Below are 22,442 nucleotides of genomic sequence, written 5' to 3'. Positions count from 1 at the left end.
TGGGTTGATCCTTGCGGGGCTGGGCGCATCGCTGTTCGTGGTGGGGATGTGGCGGGTGGATGGGGTGATGGCGGCGATGGGGCTTTCGCTTGGTGTGCTGTTTGTGCTGGCATGGATCCTGGGGCGCGCGAACCTGCGGCATCACTCCCTGCATTACCTCGGCCCAAGGAGGGTGGAGGCGGGGAAAGGGTTTCCGTGCAAGCTGATCCTTGTGAACGAGGGCGGTGCGATGGACGGATTCCGGGTTGGATTCAGCATATCGATGCTGGGCGAGAGGGATCTGGTGGGGAAGGTATCCTGGATCACCGGCAAATCTAGCGCTGGGATATCGGAAAGGCCGGTGCTGAGGAAAAGGGGGCTGGAAATGATCCACAGGGGGCGGCTGAAATCGGCGTTTCCGTTGGGATTGATGGCGTTCTCGCGTGAGATTCCGGTGGCGGCGGAGATCGGGGTGCTGCCGGGCGCAGTCATCCCGCGCGAGCTGTATCTGAGCGGGCAGCTTCTGGACGGATCGCCCTACGGTGCATCGCGGCACTTCGGAGGCGGCGGGGAGTGGCGGGGCTTGCGGGAGAGGCGAGGGGGCGACGGGCTGCGGCGGATCGCATGGGCGGCGAGCCTGAGATCCGAGGCGGCGGGCGGGGCTGTGCTGGTGCGCGAGGATGATCCTCCGGGATCGCAGGCGGAGGGATGCATGGTGGTTTTCCATTCGTACGGGGGTGACGGGAACCTCATCCGCCCGGATCGCTTCGAGAAGGCGATCTCGCTGTTGTATGGTTCGCTGGCACAACTGGTGGGCTGGGGGATGCCGGTGAGGTGGTTTGCGGATTTCGACGGATGGCGCGATAACGAGGTGAAGACCCGCAGGCAGCTCGCGCAGGCTCGTGAGGGCTTGATGTTGGCGGAAAGGGCGCGCGGGACGGAGGCGCACAATCTCATCGCCGTGCTGGGGCGGGCGGGTGCGCATGAGTGCGTGGTTGTGATTTCCGATATGCCGAGCAGTGCCTGGGAAGGATTTGTTCCGGCCACATCGATCCCGCCTGTGCTGGTGGACATACGCAACTACGATGGTTCCCGTAGGAAAGGGGGGCGTGCGTGATCGTGAGGCTCATCGTGCTGTGCCTTGGCGGAGCGGCGGCCTACGTGCTTTTGAAAGGCATGCCCGCCGTGCTGCCTCCGTTGGTGCGTTCCTGCCTTGCGGTGCTGCTTTTGGTGGGCGGGCTGGGAGTTTGGGCTATCGGTAGAAAGGCGGACGATGCCATTGTCGCCAAGGGTTCCGGGAAGCCGGGGCTGCGTGATTTCCTGGCGATGGGCATGGGTGTGCTGGCGCTGGAGTGCGGTTTCCTATGGGTGCTGAGTGCTGCCCCGGAGCCTTTGGAGGATGTTGCTGCGGTGATCGAGCTGAAGCTCAGGCCGCAGGCGGCGGCGGATCGGGCTGCTGGCGGTGCGGGTGGGCGCACGGGCAACTGGCTTTGGGAGGACGAGGGCAGCAGGGTGCTGCCGATGCGGACGAACCTGAAACCGGGCGCGAAGCCGGAGGTCTTTGTTCGGCTTTCCCGGGAGGAGGATGCGGAAAAACTTCTGGCGAGGAAGACCTATGTGCGTGCATTTGCGCTGGATGATTACCGGAAAGGCGTCTGGAGCCTCGCGGAGCCAGGGGGCTTGATCATGGAGGCGGATGCGAGTGGTTGGATACGCTTCGGCGAGCGGCTGGATGGGGAGATCCTGCATGAGGTTTTCCACGGCAAGGATGAGGGTGGCAGGGATGTGGTGACCTCGCTTCAGGGCATGCGGGCGGTTAGGCTGCCAGAGCTGCTCATGGTGTCCGAGGGGATGGCGGTGCTACCCGATGTCAGCGGGCCGGACGGCTTCGGCTACCTTGCCGGATCGGTGCCGCTAGGGCTGGAGGATCTGAAGGGCGTGGATCTGGGTTGGCAATTAAATCCTGCTGGCGGCGGCGGGCGCCTCGCCGAGCTGGCGCAAAAGGCGGCGGGCGAGGGGGATGCCTTGCGTAGGCTGCTCAATATCCAGGAATTTCTGCGGCAGCGTTATTCCTACTCACTTGTTACGGAAAACACCCGGAACCTTGACCCTTTGGAGAATTTCCTTTTTGTGGAGAAACGCGGGCACTGCGAATTTTTCGCGACCGCCGGGGCATTGCTTGCGCGAGAGATCGGTGCGGAGACACGCGTGGCCTATGGCTGGGCGGGCGGCGAGTATTTCAAGGGCAGCATGATGTTCGTGTTCCGTGCGCGCGAGGCGCATGCGTGGGTAGAGGTGAAGGTGCCGGGATATGGCTGGGCCGTCATGGAGCCGACCCCACCTGTTTTCCTGGGTGGGGGCGGCGTGCCGAGGAGGGCGGATGCCGGGGAAGCGCCGCCGCCGCGCGACGAGCTTCCCATGGACGAGGCGGTTTCCACCCAGGTGCCGGGCGGCCATGTGGGAGGTGTCGCGCTGTCATTGACGGCGGCTTTCGGCGCGCTTGCGCTGCTGGCCTTCATCGCGAAGGCGCTGCGGTCACCCATTGTTGCCGAAGGCTTCGCATCCTTGCCGCAGGAGGCGGAAAAGCCGGGATACCTCCGTGCCTGGATTCAAGCCTGCCAAGACCGCGGCCTCGCTTGGCAGCGGGGGGTAACCCTGAAAAAACGGCTGGAAGGGATGGAGCGGAGGCCGCCCTTCGCCGACGAATTCCTCGGCTACCACTACGGGGTGAATTACGAGGGTCATGCGCCAGACCCCCAACGCGAGGCGAATCTTGTGCAAAAGATCAGGCGATGGGAGTGAGGTTCTGATCGGGCAGAAGCTTCACGAGGCAAGGAAAGCTCGGGATGGATTTCCCGATGGGCGGCGAAGTCGAAGCAGGCACTGAAGTCCTAGGCTTCCATCTCCGGAATGTCCTTGAGGATTTGTTCCTGTGCCATTCCAGCGGCGAGGCGTCCGGGGGTGTCTTTGACCGTGATAGGAATTCCGCGGATGCTGGGTTGGCCGCTGCGCTTGTCCGGTGAGACCGTGATATGATCATGAAAGCCCGTGGGAGGGCGAGAGCACCCGTGGATTTGGCGCGGAAGCATTTACGGGGGGCTCTCATGGGTCTTTGGGCGTTTCCAAGGCTTCCTCGAATTTTCCCGAAGGCCTGGTGCCGATGATCCTTTGCAGGAGACGCCTAACTTTCCGTCACGGACATCGGAAAATCGGGCACCTGCTCCAACTTGATGCCGTAGAGTTCCGCAATCTCCGGGGCGTCTGATGCGTGGTAGATTTCCTGGTAGTACACTTCCTTGATGCCATAAGCGCAGAGGGTCTGCATGCAGGCGGTGCAGGGCATGGTGGTGGTGGCGACGATCTTGGCCTCGCCGCGCTTGAAAAGAGAGCAGAGGTTGATCTCGGCGTGGAGCATGAATTTCTGGCGGCTCTCACGGTCGATCCAGAAATCGGCGGGGGCATCGAAGCCGGGGGCGAGGCCGTTGTAGGCGGTGGCGATGACGCGGTTGTCGTGGTCGAGGGCTGCGGCACCGACCTTGCGGTAGGGATCCTCGGAGCGCAGGCTGGCGACATGGGCAAGCGCCATGGCGTAGCGGGGGATGCTGAGGCGGCTTTCGGACACGCCGAATTCTCAAATTTCAACCTCCAAACTTCAAGAAGAAGAACTCAGAACGTTTGCTTTGCTGATCCTCTCGGACTATCTGAGGTGCTGTGACTGGAAGCGCTCGGGGAATGGTGGCCGCAATCCTGGCCTTCGGCCTGTGGGGTGTGCTTCCGATCTATTGGAAACACCTCGAGTTCATGGATCCCATGGGGATCGTGGCGCAACGGACTTGCTGGACATGCCTCGCGCTGTGGCCGCTCCTGTGGTGGCGGCGGATCGGGATCAAGGCGGATGCGCGGACGCTCTCATGGCATCTCCTCTCCGGCGCGCTGATCGGCGGCAACTGGCTCCTGTATGTCTGGTCCACCATCAACGACCGCATGATCGAGGGGGCGCTCGGCTACTACATCAACCCGTTTTTCAACATGCTCTTCGGAGTCCTATGGTTTGGGGAAAGGCACAACCGCTTGCAGATGGCGGCGATCGTCACCGCGTTTTCCGGGGTGTTGCTGCAGATTCCGGGCGTGGGGCATTTCCCATGGGTCGCGGTCACGCTGGGGCTTACATTTTCCCTCTATGGCGTGGTCAGGAAACGCTCGAAGCTCGGCGCGCTCGACGGGCTGACCGTGGAGACGTCGGCGCTGGTGCCATTTGCCCTTGCGTGGCTGATTTTCAGCAGCACAAGCGTCCCGGCAGCCTTCGGGGGAAGCTGGGGAAATGGCTTGCTGCTGGCCGGGACGGGGATCGTCACCGCCATCCCGCTGCTGCTCTTCGGGTTCGCCAGTCGCAACATACGCCTCAGCACCCTCGGCATGCTCCAGTTCATAGGTCCCACATGCCAGTTTTTCATCGGCTGGAAAATGTATGGCGAGCCGATGACCCCGCTGCGGCTGGCGTCCTTCGGGCTGATCTGGATGGCGATTGCGCTCTACGCATGGGACGCGGTGAGGCGGCGTGGAAATCAGCGGCAAGCCGTGCTTGCCGGGAAGGCGGGCGGCGGATAACGCTTCCCGCATGTTGGATGAGATTCGAAGTTTGCTGATATTGCAGGATAGGGACAGGCGCTTGCTGACCCTCGGGAAAGAGCTCGCAAAACTGCCCCAGGAGGAAGCCCGTGCCAACGCGAAGCTGGCTGGGGACGAGGCGGCGGTGAAGAAAGCCCACGATGAGCTGCTGGCAGCTGAGCTTAGAGTGAAGAAGATCGAGATGGATGCGGAAACGCGCCGCACTACGGTAAGGCGGCTCAAGACCCAGCAGTTCGAGACGAAGAAGAACGAGGAATACAATGCCCTCGGCCATGAGGTCACCCGCTACGAGAAGGAAGTGGACGCGCTGGAGACCAGCGAGCTGGAGGCGATGGAGGAAGTGGACGGTTTCAGGAAGAAACTCAAGGAGGCGGAGGCACGGCTGGCCGCCTCAAAGAAAGTTGTGGAAGGGGATCTCGCCACGATCAAGGAGCGCCATGCCCGCATGGCCGAGCAGGTGGAGGAGGTTTCCGTGGAGCGGGAGAAACTCGTCGTGGAAGTGCCCGAGGATCACCTCCCGCTTTACGAAAAACTCATGAAATCCAAGGACGGCATGGCGATCGCGACGCTTAAGGATGGCAAGTGCACCGGCTGCCACATGAAGGTCATCGCCTCAACCGCCATCGCCGTGCAGAGCGGGAAAGAAGTCACGCAATGCGAGAACTGCGGCCGCATCCTCGCCATCGATGAGTGATGGCAGGGGAGCTTGAAAGGGATGTGCTCAAGGGTGTTTCCCGCTCCTTCTACCTTTCCGTGCGTCTGCTGCCAGCACCGATGCGACGGCCAGCCGGTATCGCCTATCTGCTCGCCCGGACGAGCGACACGATTGCGGATTCCACGAACATCCCGGCTTCGGAACGGCTCGATTGGCTAGAAGATTTTTCCCGCCAGGTGAGCGGGGTGGGGGAGTCTGTTGCGTTTCCCTCCACATTGATCGAGGGCACGCCGGATCCTAGGGAAAAGATCCTGTTAGGTCGCCACCTGGAAATCCTTGCCGCATTGCGCACCCTGAACGAGGGCTTGATCCCGCTGATCCGGGATGTGATCGCGATCATTATCAGCGGCCAGAAGCTTGATCTCGAACGCTTCGGCAATCCCGGTAAGCTCGCCGCACTCTCCGGCGCGGAGCAGCTCGATGACTACACCTGGCGTGTCGCCGGTTGTGTCGGCGCGTTCTGGACGAAGCTTGGTTTCGAGACTCTGGGGAAAAAGTTTTCCAAAAGCGATCCGGTGGCGTTGCTGGCAGACGGCATCGCATTCGGAAAAGGCCTGCAGCTCGTAAACATACTCCGCGACCTTCCCAAGGATCTCCGCAACGGGCGCTGCTATCTCCCCGTTTCCGATCCGGGGGATCAGGCCGAACTCATGTCGGCATTCCCCGATTTTCTCGCAACCGCATCGGCAGGGATGGATCGCGGCCTCCGTTACGCATCCGCCCTGCGCTCGAAACGCCTGCGCATGGCCAGCGCCCTGCCCGCAATGATAGGCAACGAGACCCTGGAGCTTATGGAAAACGCGGATTTCGCGACCCTGGAGGCCGGTGTCAGGATACCCAGAAGCCGCGTTTACCGGCTGACGCTGGACGCATTTCTCAAGGCGTGAACCGAGCGGGTTTCTTTGGAGTTTTATGGTTTTCTGCCAAGTTGTTTGACAAGCGCCGGATCAGGCGGGAAAAACCTTGTGACCCATGAGCACTCTAAAACTCCATAACGCAATGTGGCCCGGACTTGTCGGCAAAGAGCCCGGCACCGACCACCCACCGATCTCGCTCGAGCACATGCTCGAACTCACCGTCGCCGCCGAAGTGAATGGCCGCAAATACGACGGGGTGGATCTTTTCATCTTCCACCCGCACACCGATCCCGATGGCTCCGACGACGAGATCCGGAAAATGGCGGATCTGATCGCCTCGAAAGGCCTTTCCGTCGGCTCGCTGGTCGCACCTGTCTGGCCGGGAACGGTCGGCGGCCCGGCCTTCGGCTCCGATGACGATCGCAAAAATTTCGTTCTGGCGGTCGAGAAGACCTGCCGCATCGCCAAGATCCTCAACGAGCACGGCGTCCGCAAATCAGGTATCATCCGCGTCGATACCGCGGGTGGCACCGCCGATTTCGCGAAAGACATTTCCGGCAACACCGCAAAGGTTGCCGAGACCTTCCGTGAGGCCGGAAAAGTCGCCGAGCAGTTCGGCGAGCGCATCGCCGCCGAAGGCGAAATCTGCTGGGGCGGATTCCACTCATGGAAAGCCGCCGTCGCCACCCTAGAAGCCACGGCAATGCCTGGCATCGTCGGTTTCCAGGCCGACCTCGCGCACACCTACCTCTACCTCATGGGCTACAACGCCCCCGAGGCCGCGCTCCTGAAGGAAGGCTACAGCGACGACGAGTTCTGGGCCGCATACAAGACCATGACCGACGCCCTGCGCCCCTGGACGCTGGATTTTCACGTCGCCCAGAACGACGGATCCGTCCACGGCACCGGCTCCCACGACAAGACCGGGCGCCACTGTCCTGCGGACGATCCGAACGGCCGTCTCGACATCGCGAAATGCTCCACCTACTGGCTGCAAGGCGCCGCCGAGCGCGGCATCAAGCACATCTGCTGGGATGGCTGCATGTTCGACAACTCCGTCCTCGAGGATGCTTCCACATGGAACGCGATCCTCAAGGCGATGATAGCCGTCGACAATGCCCTCTGATTCCAACCCAAACTTCCAAACGATATGTCCAAAAAAGAAATCCGCATCGGCCTTATCGGCTACGGCTTCATGGGTCGCACCCACTCGAACGCCTACTCGCAGCTCAGCCACTTCTTCGACACACAGCATGTGCCTGTCCGTCAGGCGGTGTGCGGGCGTGACGAGGAGAAGGTGAAAGCCTTCGCCGAGAAATGGGGCTACGCCTCCTACGAAACCGATTGGCGCGAGTTGGTGAAGCGCGATGACATCGACGCCGTCGATATCTGCACGCCCAACGACTCACACGCCGAAATCGCCCTCGAGTGCATCAAGCACGGCAAGATGATCCTCTGCGAAAAACCCCTCGCCCTCAACGGCGAGCAGGGCGAGAAAATGGTCGAAGCCGTGGAAAAATCCGGCCTGCCCAACCTTGTTTGGTACAATTACCGTTTCCTTCCTGCCGTCACCCTCGCCAAAAACATCGTCGATGCCGGCGAGCTCGGGCGTATCTTCCACTACCGCGCGAACTTCCTGCAGGACTGGACCATTTCCGAAGAGCTTCCCCAAGGCGGCGCCGGTCTCTGGCGCCTCGATGCGGCGGCCGCAGGCTCCGGTGTCACCGGCGACCTCCTCGCCCACTGCATCGATACCGCCCGCTGGATCAACGGTGATATCGTCTCAGTCTCCGCGATGACCGAGACCTTCATCAAGGAGCGCGTTCACACCGCAACCGGGGAGAAGCATCCCGTGACCATCGACGATGCCTGCGCATTCCTCGCCCGTTTCGAAAACGGCTCCCTCGCGATCTTCGAGTCCACCCGCTATGCCCGCGGCCACAAGGCGCTGAACACCTTCGAGATCAACGGATCGAAGCAATCCCTGGCCTGGGATCTGCACGATATGAACTACCTCGAGTACTTCGATCACGGTGTCCCCGGCGACCGCCGCGGCTGGACGAAGATCCATTGCTCCGACGGCGACCATCCATACGCCGGCAACTGGTGGGTTCCCGGCCTCTGCCTCGGCTACGAGCACTCCTTCACCCACGAGCTCGCGGAGTTCTTCAAGTCCCTCGACGATCCTTCCGCCGAGAAACGCTATCCCGATTTCCGCCACGCCCTCGGCACCCAATACGTCTGCGACGCGGTGCTCGATTCCGCGAAGACAAAGCAGTGGGTCGACGTGAAGAAGGCCTGAAGTATCTCAGCCACGCGCTAGGAGCATGGAAACCAATTCCAAGCCATCCTCGCGTGTGGCGATTCGGCCTTCGAGTTGTTCGGTTTGGAGTTCGTCGAGAATTTCCCTGAAACGCGGCCCGGGTTGGAGACCGAGGGCGATGAGATCCTTGCCGTTGACAAGTGGCGGCGGGATCAGCGGCTCGCTAGCGAATTCCTCGGCTTTTGCGTTGAGGAAATCGTAGTTGTCCGTGAAGCCGTTCGATGATGCGCAATCGACCCGGTGGAGTTCCATTTCCTGGGGGAAGGTTGGCTCCGACATGAAGCGCTTGAGCTTCGCCTTGCGCATTTTCTGGACGTTCATGAACTGCATGTGGCGTGAGACCATGTGGGTGGCGTCACGGATGACGGCCTTTGGATACTTCAGGCGTGTCAGGATCGTTTCGGTCATTTCCGCGCCGAGGGATTCGTGCCCGTTGAAGCGGATGCGCCCCGCTTCCTCGTCAAAGGTTTGGGTCGGGGGTTTTGCGATATCGTGAAGGAGCGTTGCGAGGCAGAGGGTGAGCGGCGCATCCTTTTCCAACATCTCCAGCATGATGCAGGTATGGGTATAGACATCGCCTTCCGGATGCCACTCGGGCGGTTGCTCGCAGCCGATGAGCGGGCGGATTTCCGGGAGGAAATGGTCGATCAGGCCGGTATCGACGAGGAGTTCGAGGCCTTTCCGGCGGTTTGCGTGGACGATGGTTTTGGAAAACTCATCGCGGATCCGCTCGGGCGGGAGCTTGTCTAACAGATGGGCGCTTTCACGGATGGCATTGAGTGTGGTGGCCTCGATGGGGAAGCCGAGCGTGGTGGAGAAACGCACGGCACGGAGCAGGCGGAGGGAGTCTTCCCGGAAGCGGTCGATTGGATTCCCGATGGCGCGGACGATGCCAGCTTTAAGATCCGGAAGGCCGCCAACGTGATCGATGACTTCCCCGGTTTCGGGGTTCTCGAAGAGGCCGTTGATGGTGAAATCGCGGCGTTTCGAATCCTCTTCCGGGGTGGAGAATATCACGGTCTCGGGACGTCGCCCGTCCTTGTAGGAGCCGTCGGTCCGGAAAGTCGCGATCTCGACGTGATGCCCGCTGTGCTTCGCGATCACCACCCCGAAGTGTGCGCCAACCTCGTTGGAGCCGGGTAAAAGTTTCACGACTTCCGCCGGTGTGGCGGAGGTGGCGATGTCGAAGTCCTTCGGTTCGTGCCCGAGGAGCTTGTCGCGCACGCAGCCGCCGGCGAAATAGGCGGTGTGGCCTGCCTTCACTAGGAGGTGGGCTAGGTGGGTGGCGGATTCACGGGGTGACATGGCCAAATTCTGGCTTCGTGGCCGCAGCCCGCCGCCGCGGTTGCCTCTACAGGGTTGTAGCGGGGAGGCGGAGGAGCTCTAGGATGCGGTCGAGGTCGTCGTTGCCGTAGTATTCGATCTCGATTTTCCCTTTTTTCGCGGAGTGGTTGACGAAGACGTGGGTGGCGAGGTGCTCCTGGAGGCGCTTGGTGATCTCTCGGACGTGGATGTCGATTTCTTTCGGCGGCGCCTTTTTCGGATCGGATGCGCCCGATGGGTTGGCGAGGAGGGATTGGGTGAGTTTCTCGGCGGCGCGGACGGTGAGCTGGCGGCGGATGATCTGGTCTGCGGCGAGCTTTTGGGTACCGGCATCCTTGAGCGCGAGAATCGCCTTGGCATGGCCGACTGTGATCTGGCGCTGCGCCAGGTTCGACTGGATGTCGGGATGGAGATCGAGAAGGCGCATCGCGTTGGCGACGGAGGCGCGGGATTTGCCGACGCGGGTGGCGATCTCTTCCTGCTTGAGGGTGAATTCCTTGGCGAGACGGACGTATCCGGCGGCTTCCTCGATCGGGTTGAGATCCTCGCGCTGGAGGTTCTCGATGAGTGCCATTTCCAAAACATCCCGGTCCGTGGCGATGCGCTCGATGACGGGCACGGTGGCGAGCCCGAGTTTTTTCGAGGCGCGCCAGCGGCGCTCACCGGCGATGAGTTCGTATTTCCCGTCCACCAAACGCGCGATCAGCGGCTGGATGATGCCGTGCTGGCGGATGGAATCGACGAGGTCGTCGAGGGGCGCGTCGATGAACTGGTTGCGCGGCTGGAGCGGGGAGGGGATGACGTTGTCGATGGCGATGTCGCGGACGCGCGGCGAGTCATCTGTCGAAGCGGAGGGAGGCTGTCCGGGAAGGACGCTGTTCTTCTTGATCAGTGCGCCGAGTCCTTTGCCGAGTGCTTGCTTTGCCATGGGGTTGGGAGTGTGGGGAAAACGAATCGGGAGGGGAAGCGGATTTCACCGCATCGGGCAAAATTCCAAAAAAATTTCCATCTCAGGGAATGACAATCCGGAGAACCTTCGTGTCCCGTTCCGCCACAAGGGAGGCTGCTGATCTTGGAAGAAGCAGGGTTTGTCCCGTTATGAAGCCGCCCGCCAGCGCGCCTTCGATCACTGTGATGAGCGAGAAGCGGACGGGGGATTCGTTGCCGATCGTGTCGCCCGCATCGAGGTGGTGGAGGGTTGTTTTGAAAAACGGGCAGGTGGCGAGCGTCTTGCCGACAGGTTCGTCCATGCCGGGCTCGTGGTCGGTGAAGTCGATGCAGGCGAGGGATTCGGCGACGTGGAGATCGCGGGGATTGCCTTGGGCGTCGGTGCGGTTCCAGTCGAAGACGCGGTAGGTGGTGTCGGAGTTCTGCTGAATCTCGTGTATGAGGAATCCTGCGCCGATGGCATGGAGCCGCCCGGATTCGATGAAGATGGACCGGCCTTTTTCCGGCAAGATGGCGTGGACTTGATCGGCGACGGTTCCCTCGGAGATTGCTTTCTCGAAGCTAGCGCGGTCAGCCCCGTCCTTGAGGCCGACGTAGAGCTTCGCGCCCGGCTTGCAGTCGGCGATGTACCACATCTCCGTCTTTGGTTCGCCGCCGAGTTCGGGCGCGATGTCGGCGGGGGGATGTACCTGGATCGAGAGATCGTCTGCGCAATCGAGGATCTTGATGAGAATGGGGAAGCGCGGTGAGTCCGGCAGCCCTTCCCCGAAAATTTCCTCGCGGCGGTCGGTCCACAGCTCGTGCAGGGATTTCCCCGAAAACCCGCCCCCATCGACGACTGATTGCGCATCCTCGCGGTCCACGATCTCCCATGCCTCGCCGTAGGGGATTTCCGGGGCCGGGAGGCTGCGGCCATAACGTTCCTCCAGCTGCCTGCCGCCCCAGATGCGTTCCTTGTAGATTGGGCGAAATGTGATGGGTTGCATGGCTGCATGCTATGCGATGCGGGTGCGCTGTCACAAGGGCAATGGTCTTTGCAAGTGACAGAATTCCGCCTAGCCATTAGTTTCCTTCCCAGACATGTGGGATTTCATTCAGAAGCATTGGAGGGACGGGATAGAGATATTGATCCTGGCCACATGCATCTACCAGCTCTACCGCGCCTTCCGGGCGACACGGGGCGCGCAGATCCTCATTGGCCTCGGACTGATCCTGGTTGCGCTGGCCCTGGTGACCGAGATTTTCGATTTCATGGTGATAGGCTGGATCATCACGCGTTCCGCCGCGGTGCTGGCCTTCGCATTGCTGGTGATTTTCCAGCCGGAACTGCGCAACGGGCTTGCACGTCTCGGCAGCAGCCGCTTCTTTTCCCTGACCAGCAAGCGCCGCCTGGCCTTCGTCGAGAGACTTGCGGATGCGGTGGTACTGCTCTCGAAAAAACGTATCGGCGCACTCTTCGCCATCCAGCGTGGCATCTCTCTCAAGGAGCAGATGGAAACCGGAGTGGTGCTGGATGCACATTTCACCCCGGAGCTGGCGATGAGCGTGTTTTTCCCGAAATCCCCGCTGCATGACGGCGGCATGGTCATCGCCGACGATAGGGTCGCTGCGGCGGCATGTGTCTTTCCCGTCACCGAGAGGGAGATGAAAGACCGCTCCACCGGGCTGCGCCACCGCGCCGCGATCGGCTTGACCGAGCGCACGGATTCCATCGCGGTGGTCGTCAGCGAGGAAACCGGCAGTATCTCGATCTGCGAGAACGGGAACCTCCAGCGCAACCTCACGGAAAAACAGTTCCGCGAGAAAATCTCCGAGATCTTTTTCTCCGGCCAATCCTCCAATGAAACTGAGACTGACGAAAAACTGGTTCGCGAAACTCCTGAGCCTGCTTCTGGCGACCGGGATCTGGTTTCTGATTAAGAGCCACCTCTCCACATCGCCCTACGATGACGATGGAAATGCCACTCCCCGGGCAGTGCCTGTGGATGAGGATACCCTGAGGCCGCGGCGCTGAGCGCCGGGCCGGGGATACTCCGTATTGGGAGGGGGATTCCGCTTTGTCACAAAACCGTCACGAAGCCCAACTTCTTGGGAAGCTTCCTAGGATCTACTTCCACCTCATCGCAGGTGGCTAGGGAACGATGCCATCCGGTTCGCCATGGCCTTTCCCAACATCACATCACCGTCGGATGACCGCAAGCAGGGTTTTCCCATGCTACGGCTACCGGCAGCCCTTCGCACGGTTGCCGTAATTGTCATCATCTCGATGGGGCTGCCGCCTATGCCCCTTCTGGCGGCTTCTACCGGAGCACCTTCCATTCTTTCATGGGATCCGCTGCCCATGCGCCCAGGGAATCCGTTCACATGGCCGCCGCCTCCACAGGTTCCCTTGCCCTGCCGGCTGCCCAGGAAACAAGAGGAGGCGAAACCATTCCCGAGCTTCCGCGCAATCCGGCAAAACGATGATCCCGGACAGGCACCGCCATGGTCTCCCGGTGATCTGCCACCCATCGCCCCGCCGGATGGCATCCCTCCAGCCGGCAATCCGGCGGGGCTCGCCCTTTTCGAAAATGCCGTGGGCAACTGCATGATTTTCGGGGAGGTTTCCGATGCAACCACCCTCAACCCGATCGCGGGAGCCCTTGTCGAGATCGCCGGCACAGGCCGGACTTCGGAGACGGATGCCCAGGGGAAATACCGTTTCGACGGCGTGCCACCCGGCACCTTCAACATCGAGGCATCCCAGCTCGGATACTTCGGCGACACGACTGTCATAACCGTCATCGAAGGCTCCCCGTCCGAAGTCCGCTTCGGGCTCCGGGTGAAACCCACCGACGACTCCGAGAATGTTTTCACCATGGAGGAGGAGACGGTGATCGGCGAGTATCAGGGCGACTCGCAGGGGGATCTGTTCATGGATCTGGAACTGACCTCAAGCATCGCTTCCGGGATCAGCAAGGATGACTTCTCGAGATCGGGAATCGGCGATGCTGGCGATGCCGTCGCCAAAATTTCCGGCGCGAACATCGTCGGCGGGCGCTATGCGGTTGTCCGCGGGCTGGGTGACAGGTATTCGAACACGCTTGTGAACGGCGCTCTGATCTCATCCGCAGACCCTTCGAAAAAGGCGGTGCAGCTTGATCTTTTTCCCAGCGATCTGCTCGAATCTATCTCCATCTACAAAACCTTCACCCCGGAGCTTCCTGCGGAATTCGCCGGCGGAACGGTGGCCATCAAGACCCTACAGTTTCCCAGCGAGCGCATCCTGAAAGTGGAATACGGCCAGCGCTACAACATGAACCTCGACGGGGATTTTTTCACCTCGGGCGCTGATCTCGGATTGTTCGGCAGGGTGGACGACTCGTTGCCCCCCGGCGTCCCTGATCAGGGAAGCTGGGTTTCCGGCACGACCTCCGGGCGCGTCCCGACGCCGACCAACCCGATCGCCCTGGAGGCCATCTCCCAAGCCGAGGCGTTGCATCTGAGTTCACCGCTGCGCCCGGTAGAAGGTGATTCAAAAATCCCCGAGTCGTTTGCGATCACCTTCGGCGATACGTTCAGGATTTCCGAAGACCTTGATTTGGGTGTCGTCGTGGCAGGGACATCATCGAACGGAAGTGCCGCCAAGCGGGATGTCACCGTCGGCAGGAGCTTGAATCCCGGAGCAGACGGTGTTTCAGGAACACCTGACGACATCCTGAACAGGACACAGACGGAAGACCGCTACACCAATTCCGCCGGATACGGGATACTCGGCGCGGCCGGCCTGCGGTGGAAGGACCGACACAGCCTGAGCTTCACGGCTTTCCAGAACCACGCCGCCGAGGACGAGGTGATTCAGGCGCGCAGGATCAATGACGATACGGCCGGCTCCGGCCAGTTCGCGGATTTCGCCGGGCCGGGAACCCTTCCCACGGGAGCCTTGCAGTCCACCCCATTTGGCGCGACAGCCGCCACGTTCCAGGCACTCGATAGCATCATCCCCCTGCGCAGGACACTGACCCTCAAGCAAGCCGAGGGGCACCATGAGTTCGGCGACGACGAGGAGCCCATCGAGATCGATTGGCTCTACTCTCTGAGCGATGCGATCGAGGAAAGACCGGGCACACGCACGGCGTTCTTTTCACAGCTCGACTTCACGGATCCGGCCATCCAGAGCATCCCGGGAGCTATCTTCGACCCTTCGCTTGGGGAAATCCTCACCCTCTCGGACATCTACGGAATCAACCCCGCCCAGAGCCAGTCGTTCCGCGAAACTCTCAGCACCACCGAGGAATCAACGAACAAGAGGATCGATCTCACCCTTCCCGTCTACAGCGACGACGACGGCAACGTCTTCAAGCTCAAGGTGGGTGGGAACGGCTTCGAGCGCAGCAGGGAGGTGAGGGGCCGCTTCTTCACCTACAACATCGGACAACGTCTCAACGGGCTGCTCAACACCGGAAACGGCGGGCAATTTGGCATAGACTACTTGGATGGCATCAACGGAACGACCAACCCGAACGGGAACCCGATTTTCAACGGTCACGCGAACAACAACCTTTCCAACGGGATTTTCATCGAGGAAAATACCAATGCCGGGAATACGGTTCGCAACGTCGATGCGGAAACCAGTCTCAACGCGGCATACATGCAGGCGAACATCGGGTTCGGGCGCTGGGAGATCATCGGCGGTGCGCGCTTCGAGGCGGAAGACCGGACTTTCGAGGTTCTGCCCGGACTCAATCCGCCGGGAACCGTCATTCCCCGCACGACAATTTCCAACGAATACCTGCTGCCCGGCATCACCATCAACCGAACCTTCGGCGATGATGAGGAATTTCTTCTTACCGCCGCCTGGTCGCGGACGGTGGCTAGGCCCACTTTCTTCGAGTTCGCGCCGATCCGGACCGTTGACCAGGCTTCCGGTGATGCTTTCCAGGGGAACCCGAATCTGACGGATACACTCATTGACAACTTCGATATCCGTTGGGAGTGGCGCCCCGACGCGGAGTCCCAGATCGCCATCAGCCTTTTCCAGAAGTCCCTGGATTCACCCATCGCCCAGGCATACACCCTCGGCGACCGTACCTTCATCAATGGCGAGAGCGGGTCGCTACAGGGTGTCGAGATCGAGCTTCAGAAAAGGTTCCTCGAACAGTGGAGCATCTCATCGAATTTCACTTTCATCGACTCCCTCCTGGAGTTCCAGCAACCGCCCAGCGGCCTCGTGCAAACCACCTTCGATGGTCAGCCGGATTTCATTTTCAACCTCGGCCTTGGATGGGAGGACGAGGAGAGCGGTTGGTCGGCCAACCTCAACTACAACCTCACCGGCTCCTTCCTCACCGCCGTCCCATTGGGTGCGGTCGAGCCGCCTGTACGTCGCGAGGCTTTCAACCAGCTGGACCTCATCATCCAGAAGAAATTCGACATAGGGGACAGTGTCGGAATCGTCACCCTTAATATCGCGAACCTTTTGGATGAGACCGATACTGAAGTGTTCGACGGCACTGACTTGATCTTCTCTTCCTTCAAACCGGGCAGGTCGTTCGGTCTCAAGTTCGAATATCAATTCTAGGCCCTGGGAAACGGATATAACCGCACGCCAAACACAAAGAAGCCAACAACATCGACACAATGAAAATAACAATGAAATTCATCATCGCGGGCTTGCACATATCGCCGCTCTTCGCAGCGGATGTGCCGGTCACCGCGAACATCACCGCGAACACGACGTGGACTTCGGATAACACTTACATCATAAGGAAGCCGATCTTCATCACAAACAACGCCACCCTCACGATCGAGCCTGGCACAACCATCCTTGGTGGGCGGGCACAGGACACCTCCACCACCCCGGCCACCACCACCTTCGGCTCGCTCATCGCGACCCGTGGTGCCAAGCTCATCGCTGACGGCACCCTCGCGAAGCCCATCGTCTTCACCGCCATCGAAGAGCGTGACGGCGGAGTGGACGGCGATCCCTCGATCTTCCCGGATCCGGCTCTCGGCGATGCCTCCTTCTGGGGCGGCATCATCATGCTCGGAAACGCCCAGGTGAACCGCATCACCGGATCTGCCAACGACGGCGAGGCGCGCATCGAGGGCTTCCCCAACAGCGGCGACCCGCTCCTCACCACCTACGGCGGCGGCGCGACCCCCAACAACGCCGACAACAGCGGCATACTCCGCTACGTCTCCATCCGCTTCGGCGGCTTCGAGTTCGCGGCGAACAACGAGATCAACGGCCTCACCCTCGGCGGTGTCGGAAACGGAACCATCATCGAGAACGTCGAGGTCATCTCCAACTCCGATGACGGCGTCGAGTTCTTCGGCGGCACGGTCAACACCAAGCGCATCGCCGTGGCGTTCTGCCAGGACGAGAGCTTCGACATCGACCAAGGCCACTCCGGATTCCACCAGTTCTGGTTCTCGATCCAGAACGACAACCCGTCGCTCGGAGACTATGGCGGCGAGTGGGACGGCGGAAACGGCGACAGCATCAGCCTCCCGCCCTTCGCGCTCACGAAGATCTACAACATGACCATGCTCGGCACGGGCTCAACAGCCGTCGGCAGCATCGACGATGGCATCCAGGTTTCCGACAACTTCGCCGGAACCCTTGCGAATTCGGTGATCCACGATTTCAACGGCGTCGCCCTGAGCAACACCGGGGACGGGGTCGGCAGCCCGAAACCGACCTTCCTCAACAACACCTGGGGAACCTTCGCGGGCGGTGCAGGCATCGTGCCGAACATAGGCGGAGCCGGTGCGGCCGATCCCGCAGGTTCCGGCAACGTATCGGGAACCGATCCTCTGCTCCGTGGCATCAGCCGCACTCCGGTCGGTGCGCTTGATCCGCGCCCTGCGGACAACAGCCCGCTGCTCGGTGCCACCCTCGCCGCCTTTCCGGCCGACGCTCCTCCGGGATTTTTCGAAACGGTCGATTATCGCGGTGCATTCGGAACCGCCGAGTCTTGCAACTGGCTGCGCGGATGGAGCTACCTTTCCCGCGCCGGCTACCTAGGTGCGGATGATGTCGAGGTCACCGCGAACATCACCGCGAACACGACGTGGACTTCGGATAACACTTACATCATAAGGAAGCCGATCTTCATCACAAACAACGCCACCCTCACGATCGAGCCTGGCACAACCATCCTTGGTGGGCGGGCACAGGACACCTCCACCACCCCGGCCACCACCACCTTCGGCTCGCTCATCGCGACCCGTGGTGCCAAGCTCATCGCTGACGGCACCCTCGCGAAGCCCATCGTCTTCACCGCCATCGAAGAGCGTGACGGCGGAGTGGACGGCGATCCCTCGATCTTCCCGGATCCGGCTCTCGGCGATGCCTCCTTCTGGGCGGCATCATCATGCTCGGAAACGCCCAGGTGAACCGCATCACCGGATCTGCCAACGACGGCGAGGCGCGCATCGAGGGCTTCCCCAACAGCGGCGACCCGCTCCTCACCACCTACGGCGGCGGCGCGACCCCCAACAACGCCGACAACAGCGGCATACTCCGCTACGTCTCCATCCGCTTCGGCGGCTTCGAGTTCGCGGCGAACAACGAGATCAACGGCCTCACCCTCGGCGGTGTCGGAAACGGAACCATCATCGAGAACGTCGAGGTCATCTCCAACTCCGATGACGGCGTCGAGTTCTTCGGCGGCACGGTCAACACCAAGCGCATCGCCGTGGCGTTCTGCCAGGACGGAGCTTCGACATCGACCAAGGCCACTCCGGATTCCACCAGTTCTGGTTCTCGATCCAGAACGACAACCCGTCGCTCGGAGACTATGGCGGCGAGTGGGACGGCGGAAACGGCGACAGCATCAGCCTCCCGCCCTTCGCGCTCACGAAGATCTACAACATGACCATGCTCGGCACGGGCTCAACAGCCGTCGGCAGCATCGACGATGGCATCCAGGTTTCCGACAACTTCGCCGGAACCCTTGCGAATTCGGTGATCCACGATTTCAACGGCGTCGCCCTGAGCAACACCGGGGACGGGGTCGGCAGCCCGAAACCGACCTTCCTCAACAACACCTGGGGAACCTTCGCGGGCGGTGCAGGCATCGTGCCGAACATAGGCGGAGCCGGTGCGGCCGATCCCGCAGGATTCGGAAACAGCGCTGTCGGCACCAACCCGATGTTCGTCGGCATCAGCCGTATCCCGAACCGCCGGCTTGATCCCCGCCCTCAGCTTGGCAGCCCGCTTTACTCATCCACCCTTTCCGGATTCCCTGCCGATGCCCCTGCCGGGTTCTTCACGACTGTCGGCTATCGCGGCGCGTTCGGAGGTAACAACTGGCTCAACGGCTGGTCTTATCTCTCGAAGGCAGGCTACCTTACCGGACTACCTGACACGGGTGCTCCGGAAGTAGGCGGCAACCCGGGTGCCACCCTTGCCGATGCCGATGGCGATGGAATCTCCGACGATGTCGAAAATGCCAACACCGCTCTCGGATTCAATGCCAGCGTCAGCAACGGCAGCCCCGCATCCGTGTTCAGCGGCCTCTTCACCAGCAGCTCCATCCAGGATCTTAGCGCCGATGACATCATCGTCCAAAAGGTCGGCAACACCGCAACGCTGACCATCCCCGTAGAGCGCTCCACAAACCTGGTGCCTCCTTTCACTCCCGCCGGTAATGCGACGCTCCAGCTTAACGACGTCCCCGCAGACAAGGAGTTCTACCGCTTCCGCGTCGCTCCGGGCGCCCCATGAGCCTATCTGACGAAAACGTCACATCGGGGTCGTCGGCAATCGCCGGCGACCCCTTTTTAATCCCCTCACTTCACCGCCATGCGCCATATCTTCCCGTTTATTTTGCTAGGAACTCTCGGCGCGCTCAACGCCCAGGAGCCAAAGGTTTCCCCCACCGAAGAACTCCGCATCACCGTCAGGCAATGGGTCGATGCGATGCGCCAGATCCAGGAGGAGGAGAACGAATGGTCGCGCGATCAGGAGGTTCTCCAGAACTACAAGGAAGGCCTCGAAAAGGAAATCGAGGATCTCAGGGAAAAGATCGCGGACGCCACGACACGCAAGCAGGGCTCTGATGCCGAGTCCCTCAAGCAGACGCAGGAGCGCGACCGCTTCATCGCTGCGAAGGACGAATTGGGGAAACTACTCCGTGGGCTTGAGGAAAACATGGCATCTAAGATCCCGCTTATCCCCGCACCACTGAGAGCCGAGCCGAAGGTTTCCCAAGCCATCGAGGATCTTGAGCGCGATCTGAAGCTGCCGGAGGAAAAGCGCAATGAAGGTGTCTCGAAACGCCTGCTCAACCTGATCAACCTCACCGCCGAGATCGAGAAATTCCAACAGACCGTTGTTCTCCGCCAGGAGCTCCGCGCGAATTCCGAGGGCAAGGAATACAACATGCAGGTGATCTACCTCGGCCTTGCCGCCGCATATGCAGTCAATGAGGACGGCAGCTTCGCGCTCATGGGTAAACCCGATGCCACGGGTTGGAAATTCGAGGAACGCAAGGATCTCGCCGAGGCGATACGCAGCCTCATTTCCTGCACCACCGGCGATCAGGATCCGCAATTCATCTCCCTGCCATTTTCCAAGTAACCGAACATGAGCCGCCTCATCCAACTCACGCTCCTTCTCGCACTCTGTGCCGTTTCCTCCGCCCAGACGCCTGTCGAAACCGCCAAGGCGGATCTGGCAAAGGCCGTCAAGGAACTCGGTGATACAAAGAAGGATTACTCCGATCTCCGCCGCGCCCTTTACCGCGATATCAACCGCCTTGACGACGAAGCCCTGAAGCTCGGCAGGGAACTCCGCGCCCTTGAGCGCGAGGAGGAACGCCGCACCGCCACAGTCAAGACTCTCGAGCGCGAAATCGACGCTAGGAAAACGGACTTCAACTACTCCGCTGGCATACTCAGCCAATATTCCAAGGCGTTCATCACCCGCCTCCATCCGGGCGAGAACCAGATCTACCGCGAGGAGGTGGAGGCCATCGACCAATCCGCCACCGCCGCTGTGGACGAGCCGCAGGCGGAGCTTTCGGAGCGCATGAAAGTCCTCGGGATCGGTATCAGTCGCCTTGGAGACATCGCGGGCGGCCACAGCTTCGATGGCAAAGCCCTGCGCAACGGCAGCGAGTCCGTCGAGGGCAAGCTCCTCGTCGCCGGGCCATCGGTTTTCTTCACGCAGGAAGGCGGTGGCTTTGAGGGCGTCGCCACTTTTGCGGAAACGGGAACCACTCTGCCAACCGTTGTCGCCATCAAGGGCTATGATGGGGAGATCACCGAAACCCTCAACTCAGGGCATGGCGAGCTTCCATTCGATGGCTCCATGGGCAAGGCGATCGAGGTTGAGGCGGCACAGGAGACCCTTTGGGAAACCATCGAAAAGGGCGGCTATGTCGGACACGCCATCCTGCTACTCGGTGCCATCTCATTCCTGATTGCGGCTTTCAAGGTCTGGGAGGTTTCCAGGTTCAAGGTGCCGAACCGCCGGGAGCTCAATGCCATCCTCGACGATCTCCTCGCGGGAAAGCAGGACGTGGCTCTCAAGCGCGCCAAGACGATTCCTGGCGAGGCCGGGGCGCTCGTAGTCATCGGGGTATCGAAATTCTATGAGAAACGCCGTGTGCTGGAGGAGTCGATGTTCGAGAAGCTCGTCGTCATCAAGCCGCACCTCGAGCGCTTCCTCCCCTTCCTCGCACTCACCGCCGCCGCAGGGCCGCTGATGGGACTGCTCGGCACCGTGCTCGGGATCATCAAGACCTTCCAGGCGATGGCGCTCTATGGAAGCGGTAACCAGAAAAATTTCACGGCGGGCATTTCCGAGGCCCTCATCACCACGGCGGAAGGCCTCATCGTCGCAATTCCCGTCCTCGTCGTACACGGCCTGCTCAAGAGCATGGTTAAGGCGAAGTTCGGCGAGATCGAGGGTTCCGCCATCGCCATCATCAACGGAACCACAGAGCGCGGAAAAGGGATGCAGCCGGTTTCCCACGCGGAAGACCCCGATGACGGCGGAGATGACGGCGGAGATGACGATGTCGAACTCGTTCCTACGACGGCCTGAACCAAAGCAAGCACATGACGGATATCTTCAAAGACGGTCTGGATCTCTTCCTCTCGGGCGGGGAAATCATGTACATGCTCGGCGGGGTGGCCTGCATACTTTACGGTTTCTGCTTCGCCGCCCTCGCCTATGTGAACCACGGAAACCTCAACGACAAGCACTCGGAAAAATGGCCGGAGTGGATCGAGAATCCGGACAGTGCGGGCGGGCGGATCGGTGAGGCGCTTTCCTACGTTCTCCATGGCCCCAAGCTGACAATCAAGACCGTGGGCCGGCGCTTTGAGGAGGTGCGGCTGAACCTCATTTCCAGCATCGACCGCCGCCTGCTCGTCATCAACACCCTTGTCGCCGCCGCACCGCTCGCCGGCCTGTTAGGCACCGTCACCGGGATGCTTGCAATGTTCGCCGGCCTTTCCCAGGGAACCGGACCGGCCGGTATGCAGAAGGTGGCGGACGGGATGCAGCAGGCGCTCATCACCACCCAGACCGGCCTGACCATCGCCCTGCCGGGGCTTTTCCTCGGCCTCATCATCAAGTCGAAGCGCGACCGCATCTCCGCGACCCTCCAGCGACTCGAAAGCCTCATTCTCACCTCCCGCTTCCAGCGCGAACCGAAAATCTAACAATATC

General features: G+C 61.1%; 20 protein-coding genes. 15 read left to right on the top strand and 5 right to left on the bottom strand.

The genetic code is table 11. The features are described 5' to 3' along the window. The first annotated feature begins 4 nt into the window (after positions 1-4). Both HZ994_03765 and HZ994_03760 read left to right on the top strand, forming a co-directional pair. Positions 5-1,096: a hypothetical protein gene (locus HZ994_03765; GenBank protein QTN31480.1), complete on the top strand. Its 1,092-nt coding sequence runs from the start codon at positions 5-7 to the stop codon at positions 1,094-1,096. Next, the gene (locus tag HZ994_03760) at positions 1,093-2,781 is read left to right on the top strand and encodes a transglutaminase domain-containing protein (GenBank protein ID QTN31479.1); all 1,689 of its coding nucleotides are present in this window, start codon (positions 1,093-1,095) and stop codon (positions 2,779-2,781) included. The genes HZ994_03765 and HZ994_03760 overlap by 4 nt, the downstream gene beginning before the upstream one ends. A gap of 89 nt (positions 2,782-2,870) precedes the next feature. Here the strand turns inward: HZ994_03760 and HZ994_03755 are convergent, their stop codons facing one another. Continuing rightward, on the bottom strand, positions 2,871-3,068 hold the full coding sequence (locus tag HZ994_03755) for a DUF433 domain-containing protein (protein QTN31478.1): 198 nt from the start codon (positions 3,066-3,068) through the stop codon (positions 2,871-2,873). Between the two features lie 92 nt (positions 3,069-3,160). Further along, positions 3,161-3,565 (bottom strand): deoxycytidylate deaminase, encoded by a 405-nt coding sequence (locus tag HZ994_03750; GenBank protein QTN34308.1) that lies wholly within the window; start codon positions 3,563-3,565, stop codon positions 3,161-3,163. A 146-nt stretch (positions 3,566-3,711) separates the two neighbouring features. Here HZ994_03750 and rarD point away from each other — a divergent pair, with 146 nt between their 5' ends. From rarD to HZ994_03725, 5 genes are all read left to right on the top strand, one after another. After that, entirely contained in the window at positions 3,712-4,587 is an 876-nt protein-coding gene (rarD, locus tag HZ994_03745) for an EamA family transporter RarD (protein ID QTN31477.1), read from the top strand. A gap of 10 nt (positions 4,588-4,597) precedes the next feature. Further along, entirely contained in the window at positions 4,598-5,302 is a 705-nt protein-coding gene (locus HZ994_03740) for a hypothetical protein (GenBank protein ID QTN31476.1), read from the top strand. Then, positions 5,302-6,210: a squalene/phytoene synthase family protein gene (locus HZ994_03735; GenBank protein QTN31475.1), complete on the top strand. Its 909-nt coding sequence runs from the start codon at positions 5,302-5,304 to the stop codon at positions 6,208-6,210. Before HZ994_03740 ends, HZ994_03735 begins: the two co-directional genes overlap by 1 nt. 112 nt (positions 6,211-6,322) lie before the next feature. Further along, positions 6,323-7,306 carry a TIM barrel protein gene (locus tag HZ994_03730; GenBank protein ID QTN34307.1) on the top strand — a complete coding sequence of 328 codons (984 nt, stop codon included), beginning with the start codon at positions 6,323-6,325 and terminating at the stop codon, positions 7,304-7,306. Positions 7,307-7,330: 24 nt separating this feature from the next. Next, a complete protein-coding gene (locus tag HZ994_03725) occupies positions 7,331-8,482 on the top strand; it encodes a Gfo/Idh/MocA family oxidoreductase (protein ID QTN31474.1) in 1,152 nt (383 codons plus the stop codon). 6 nt (positions 8,483-8,488) lie between these two features. Here HZ994_03725 and HZ994_03720 read toward each other — a convergent pair whose 3' ends face one another. The 3 genes from HZ994_03720 to HZ994_03710 all read right to left on the bottom strand — a co-directional run bounded on the left by HZ994_03720 (position 8,489) and on the right by HZ994_03710 (position 11,760). Further along, the gene (locus tag HZ994_03720; protein QTN31473.1) at positions 8,489-9,808 is read right to left on the bottom strand and encodes a CCA tRNA nucleotidyltransferase; all 1,320 of its coding nucleotides are present in this window, start codon (positions 9,806-9,808) and stop codon (positions 8,489-8,491) included. Positions 9,809-9,854: 46 nt separating this feature from the next. Then, positions 9,855-10,754, bottom strand: a complete 900-nt coding sequence (locus tag HZ994_03715; protein ID QTN31472.1) for a ParB/RepB/Spo0J family partition protein — start codon at positions 10,752-10,754, stop codon at positions 9,855-9,857. A gap of 82 nt (positions 10,755-10,836) precedes the next feature. Next, positions 10,837-11,760, bottom strand: a complete 924-nt coding sequence (locus HZ994_03710) for a class I mannose-6-phosphate isomerase (GenBank protein ID QTN31471.1) — start codon at positions 11,758-11,760, stop codon at positions 10,837-10,839. Between the two features lie 94 nt (positions 11,761-11,854). Here HZ994_03710 and HZ994_03705 point away from each other — a divergent pair, with 94 nt between their 5' ends. From HZ994_03705 to HZ994_03670, 8 genes are all read left to right on the top strand, one after another. Continuing rightward, complete coding sequence (locus tag HZ994_03705) at positions 11,855-12,694, top strand: TIGR00159 family protein (GenBank protein QTN31470.1); 840 nt, start codon at positions 11,855-11,857, stop codon at positions 12,692-12,694. A 469-nt stretch (positions 12,695-13,163) separates the two neighbouring features. Further along, complete coding sequence (locus HZ994_03700; GenBank protein QTN31469.1) at positions 13,164-16,334, top strand: TonB-dependent receptor; 3,171 nt, start codon at positions 13,164-13,166, stop codon at positions 16,332-16,334. Positions 16,335-16,393: 59 nt separating this feature from the next. Beyond that, a complete protein-coding gene (locus HZ994_03695) occupies positions 16,394-18,154 on the top strand; it encodes a hypothetical protein (protein QTN31468.1) in 1,761 nt (586 codons plus the stop codon). Beyond that, on the top strand, positions 18,133-18,636 hold the full coding sequence (locus HZ994_03690) for a hypothetical protein (protein ID QTN31467.1): 504 nt from the start codon (positions 18,133-18,135) through the stop codon (positions 18,634-18,636). Before HZ994_03695 ends, HZ994_03690 begins: the two co-directional genes overlap by 22 nt. Continuing rightward, entirely contained in the window at positions 18,633-19,487 is an 855-nt protein-coding gene (locus HZ994_03685; protein QTN31466.1) for a hypothetical protein, read from the top strand. Before HZ994_03690 ends, HZ994_03685 begins: the two co-directional genes overlap by 4 nt. A 78-nt stretch (positions 19,488-19,565) precedes the next feature. Beyond that, complete coding sequence (locus HZ994_03680; GenBank protein ID QTN31465.1) at positions 19,566-20,342, top strand: DUF3450 family protein; 777 nt, start codon at positions 19,566-19,568, stop codon at positions 20,340-20,342. A 6-nt stretch (positions 20,343-20,348) separates the two neighbouring features. Next, complete coding sequence (locus HZ994_03675; protein QTN31464.1) at positions 20,349-21,812, top strand: MotA/TolQ/ExbB proton channel family protein; 1,464 nt, start codon at positions 20,349-20,351, stop codon at positions 21,810-21,812. Between the two features lie 14 nt (positions 21,813-21,826). Continuing rightward, positions 21,827-22,435, top strand: coding sequence for a MotA/TolQ/ExbB proton channel family protein (locus HZ994_03670; protein ID QTN31463.1), 609 nt, complete (start codon positions 21,827-21,829; stop codon positions 22,433-22,435). The last annotated feature ends 7 nt before the right edge of the window (positions 22,436-22,442 follow it).

The sequence above is a fragment of the Akkermansiaceae bacterium genome (assembly GCA_017798145.1).
In the GTDB taxonomy this organism is placed as follows: domain Bacteria; phylum Verrucomicrobiota; class Verrucomicrobiia; order Verrucomicrobiales; family Akkermansiaceae; genus Luteolibacter.
Note: the sequence above shows the minus strand (reverse complement) of the source record. Positions and strands in the feature narration are given on the sequence as shown.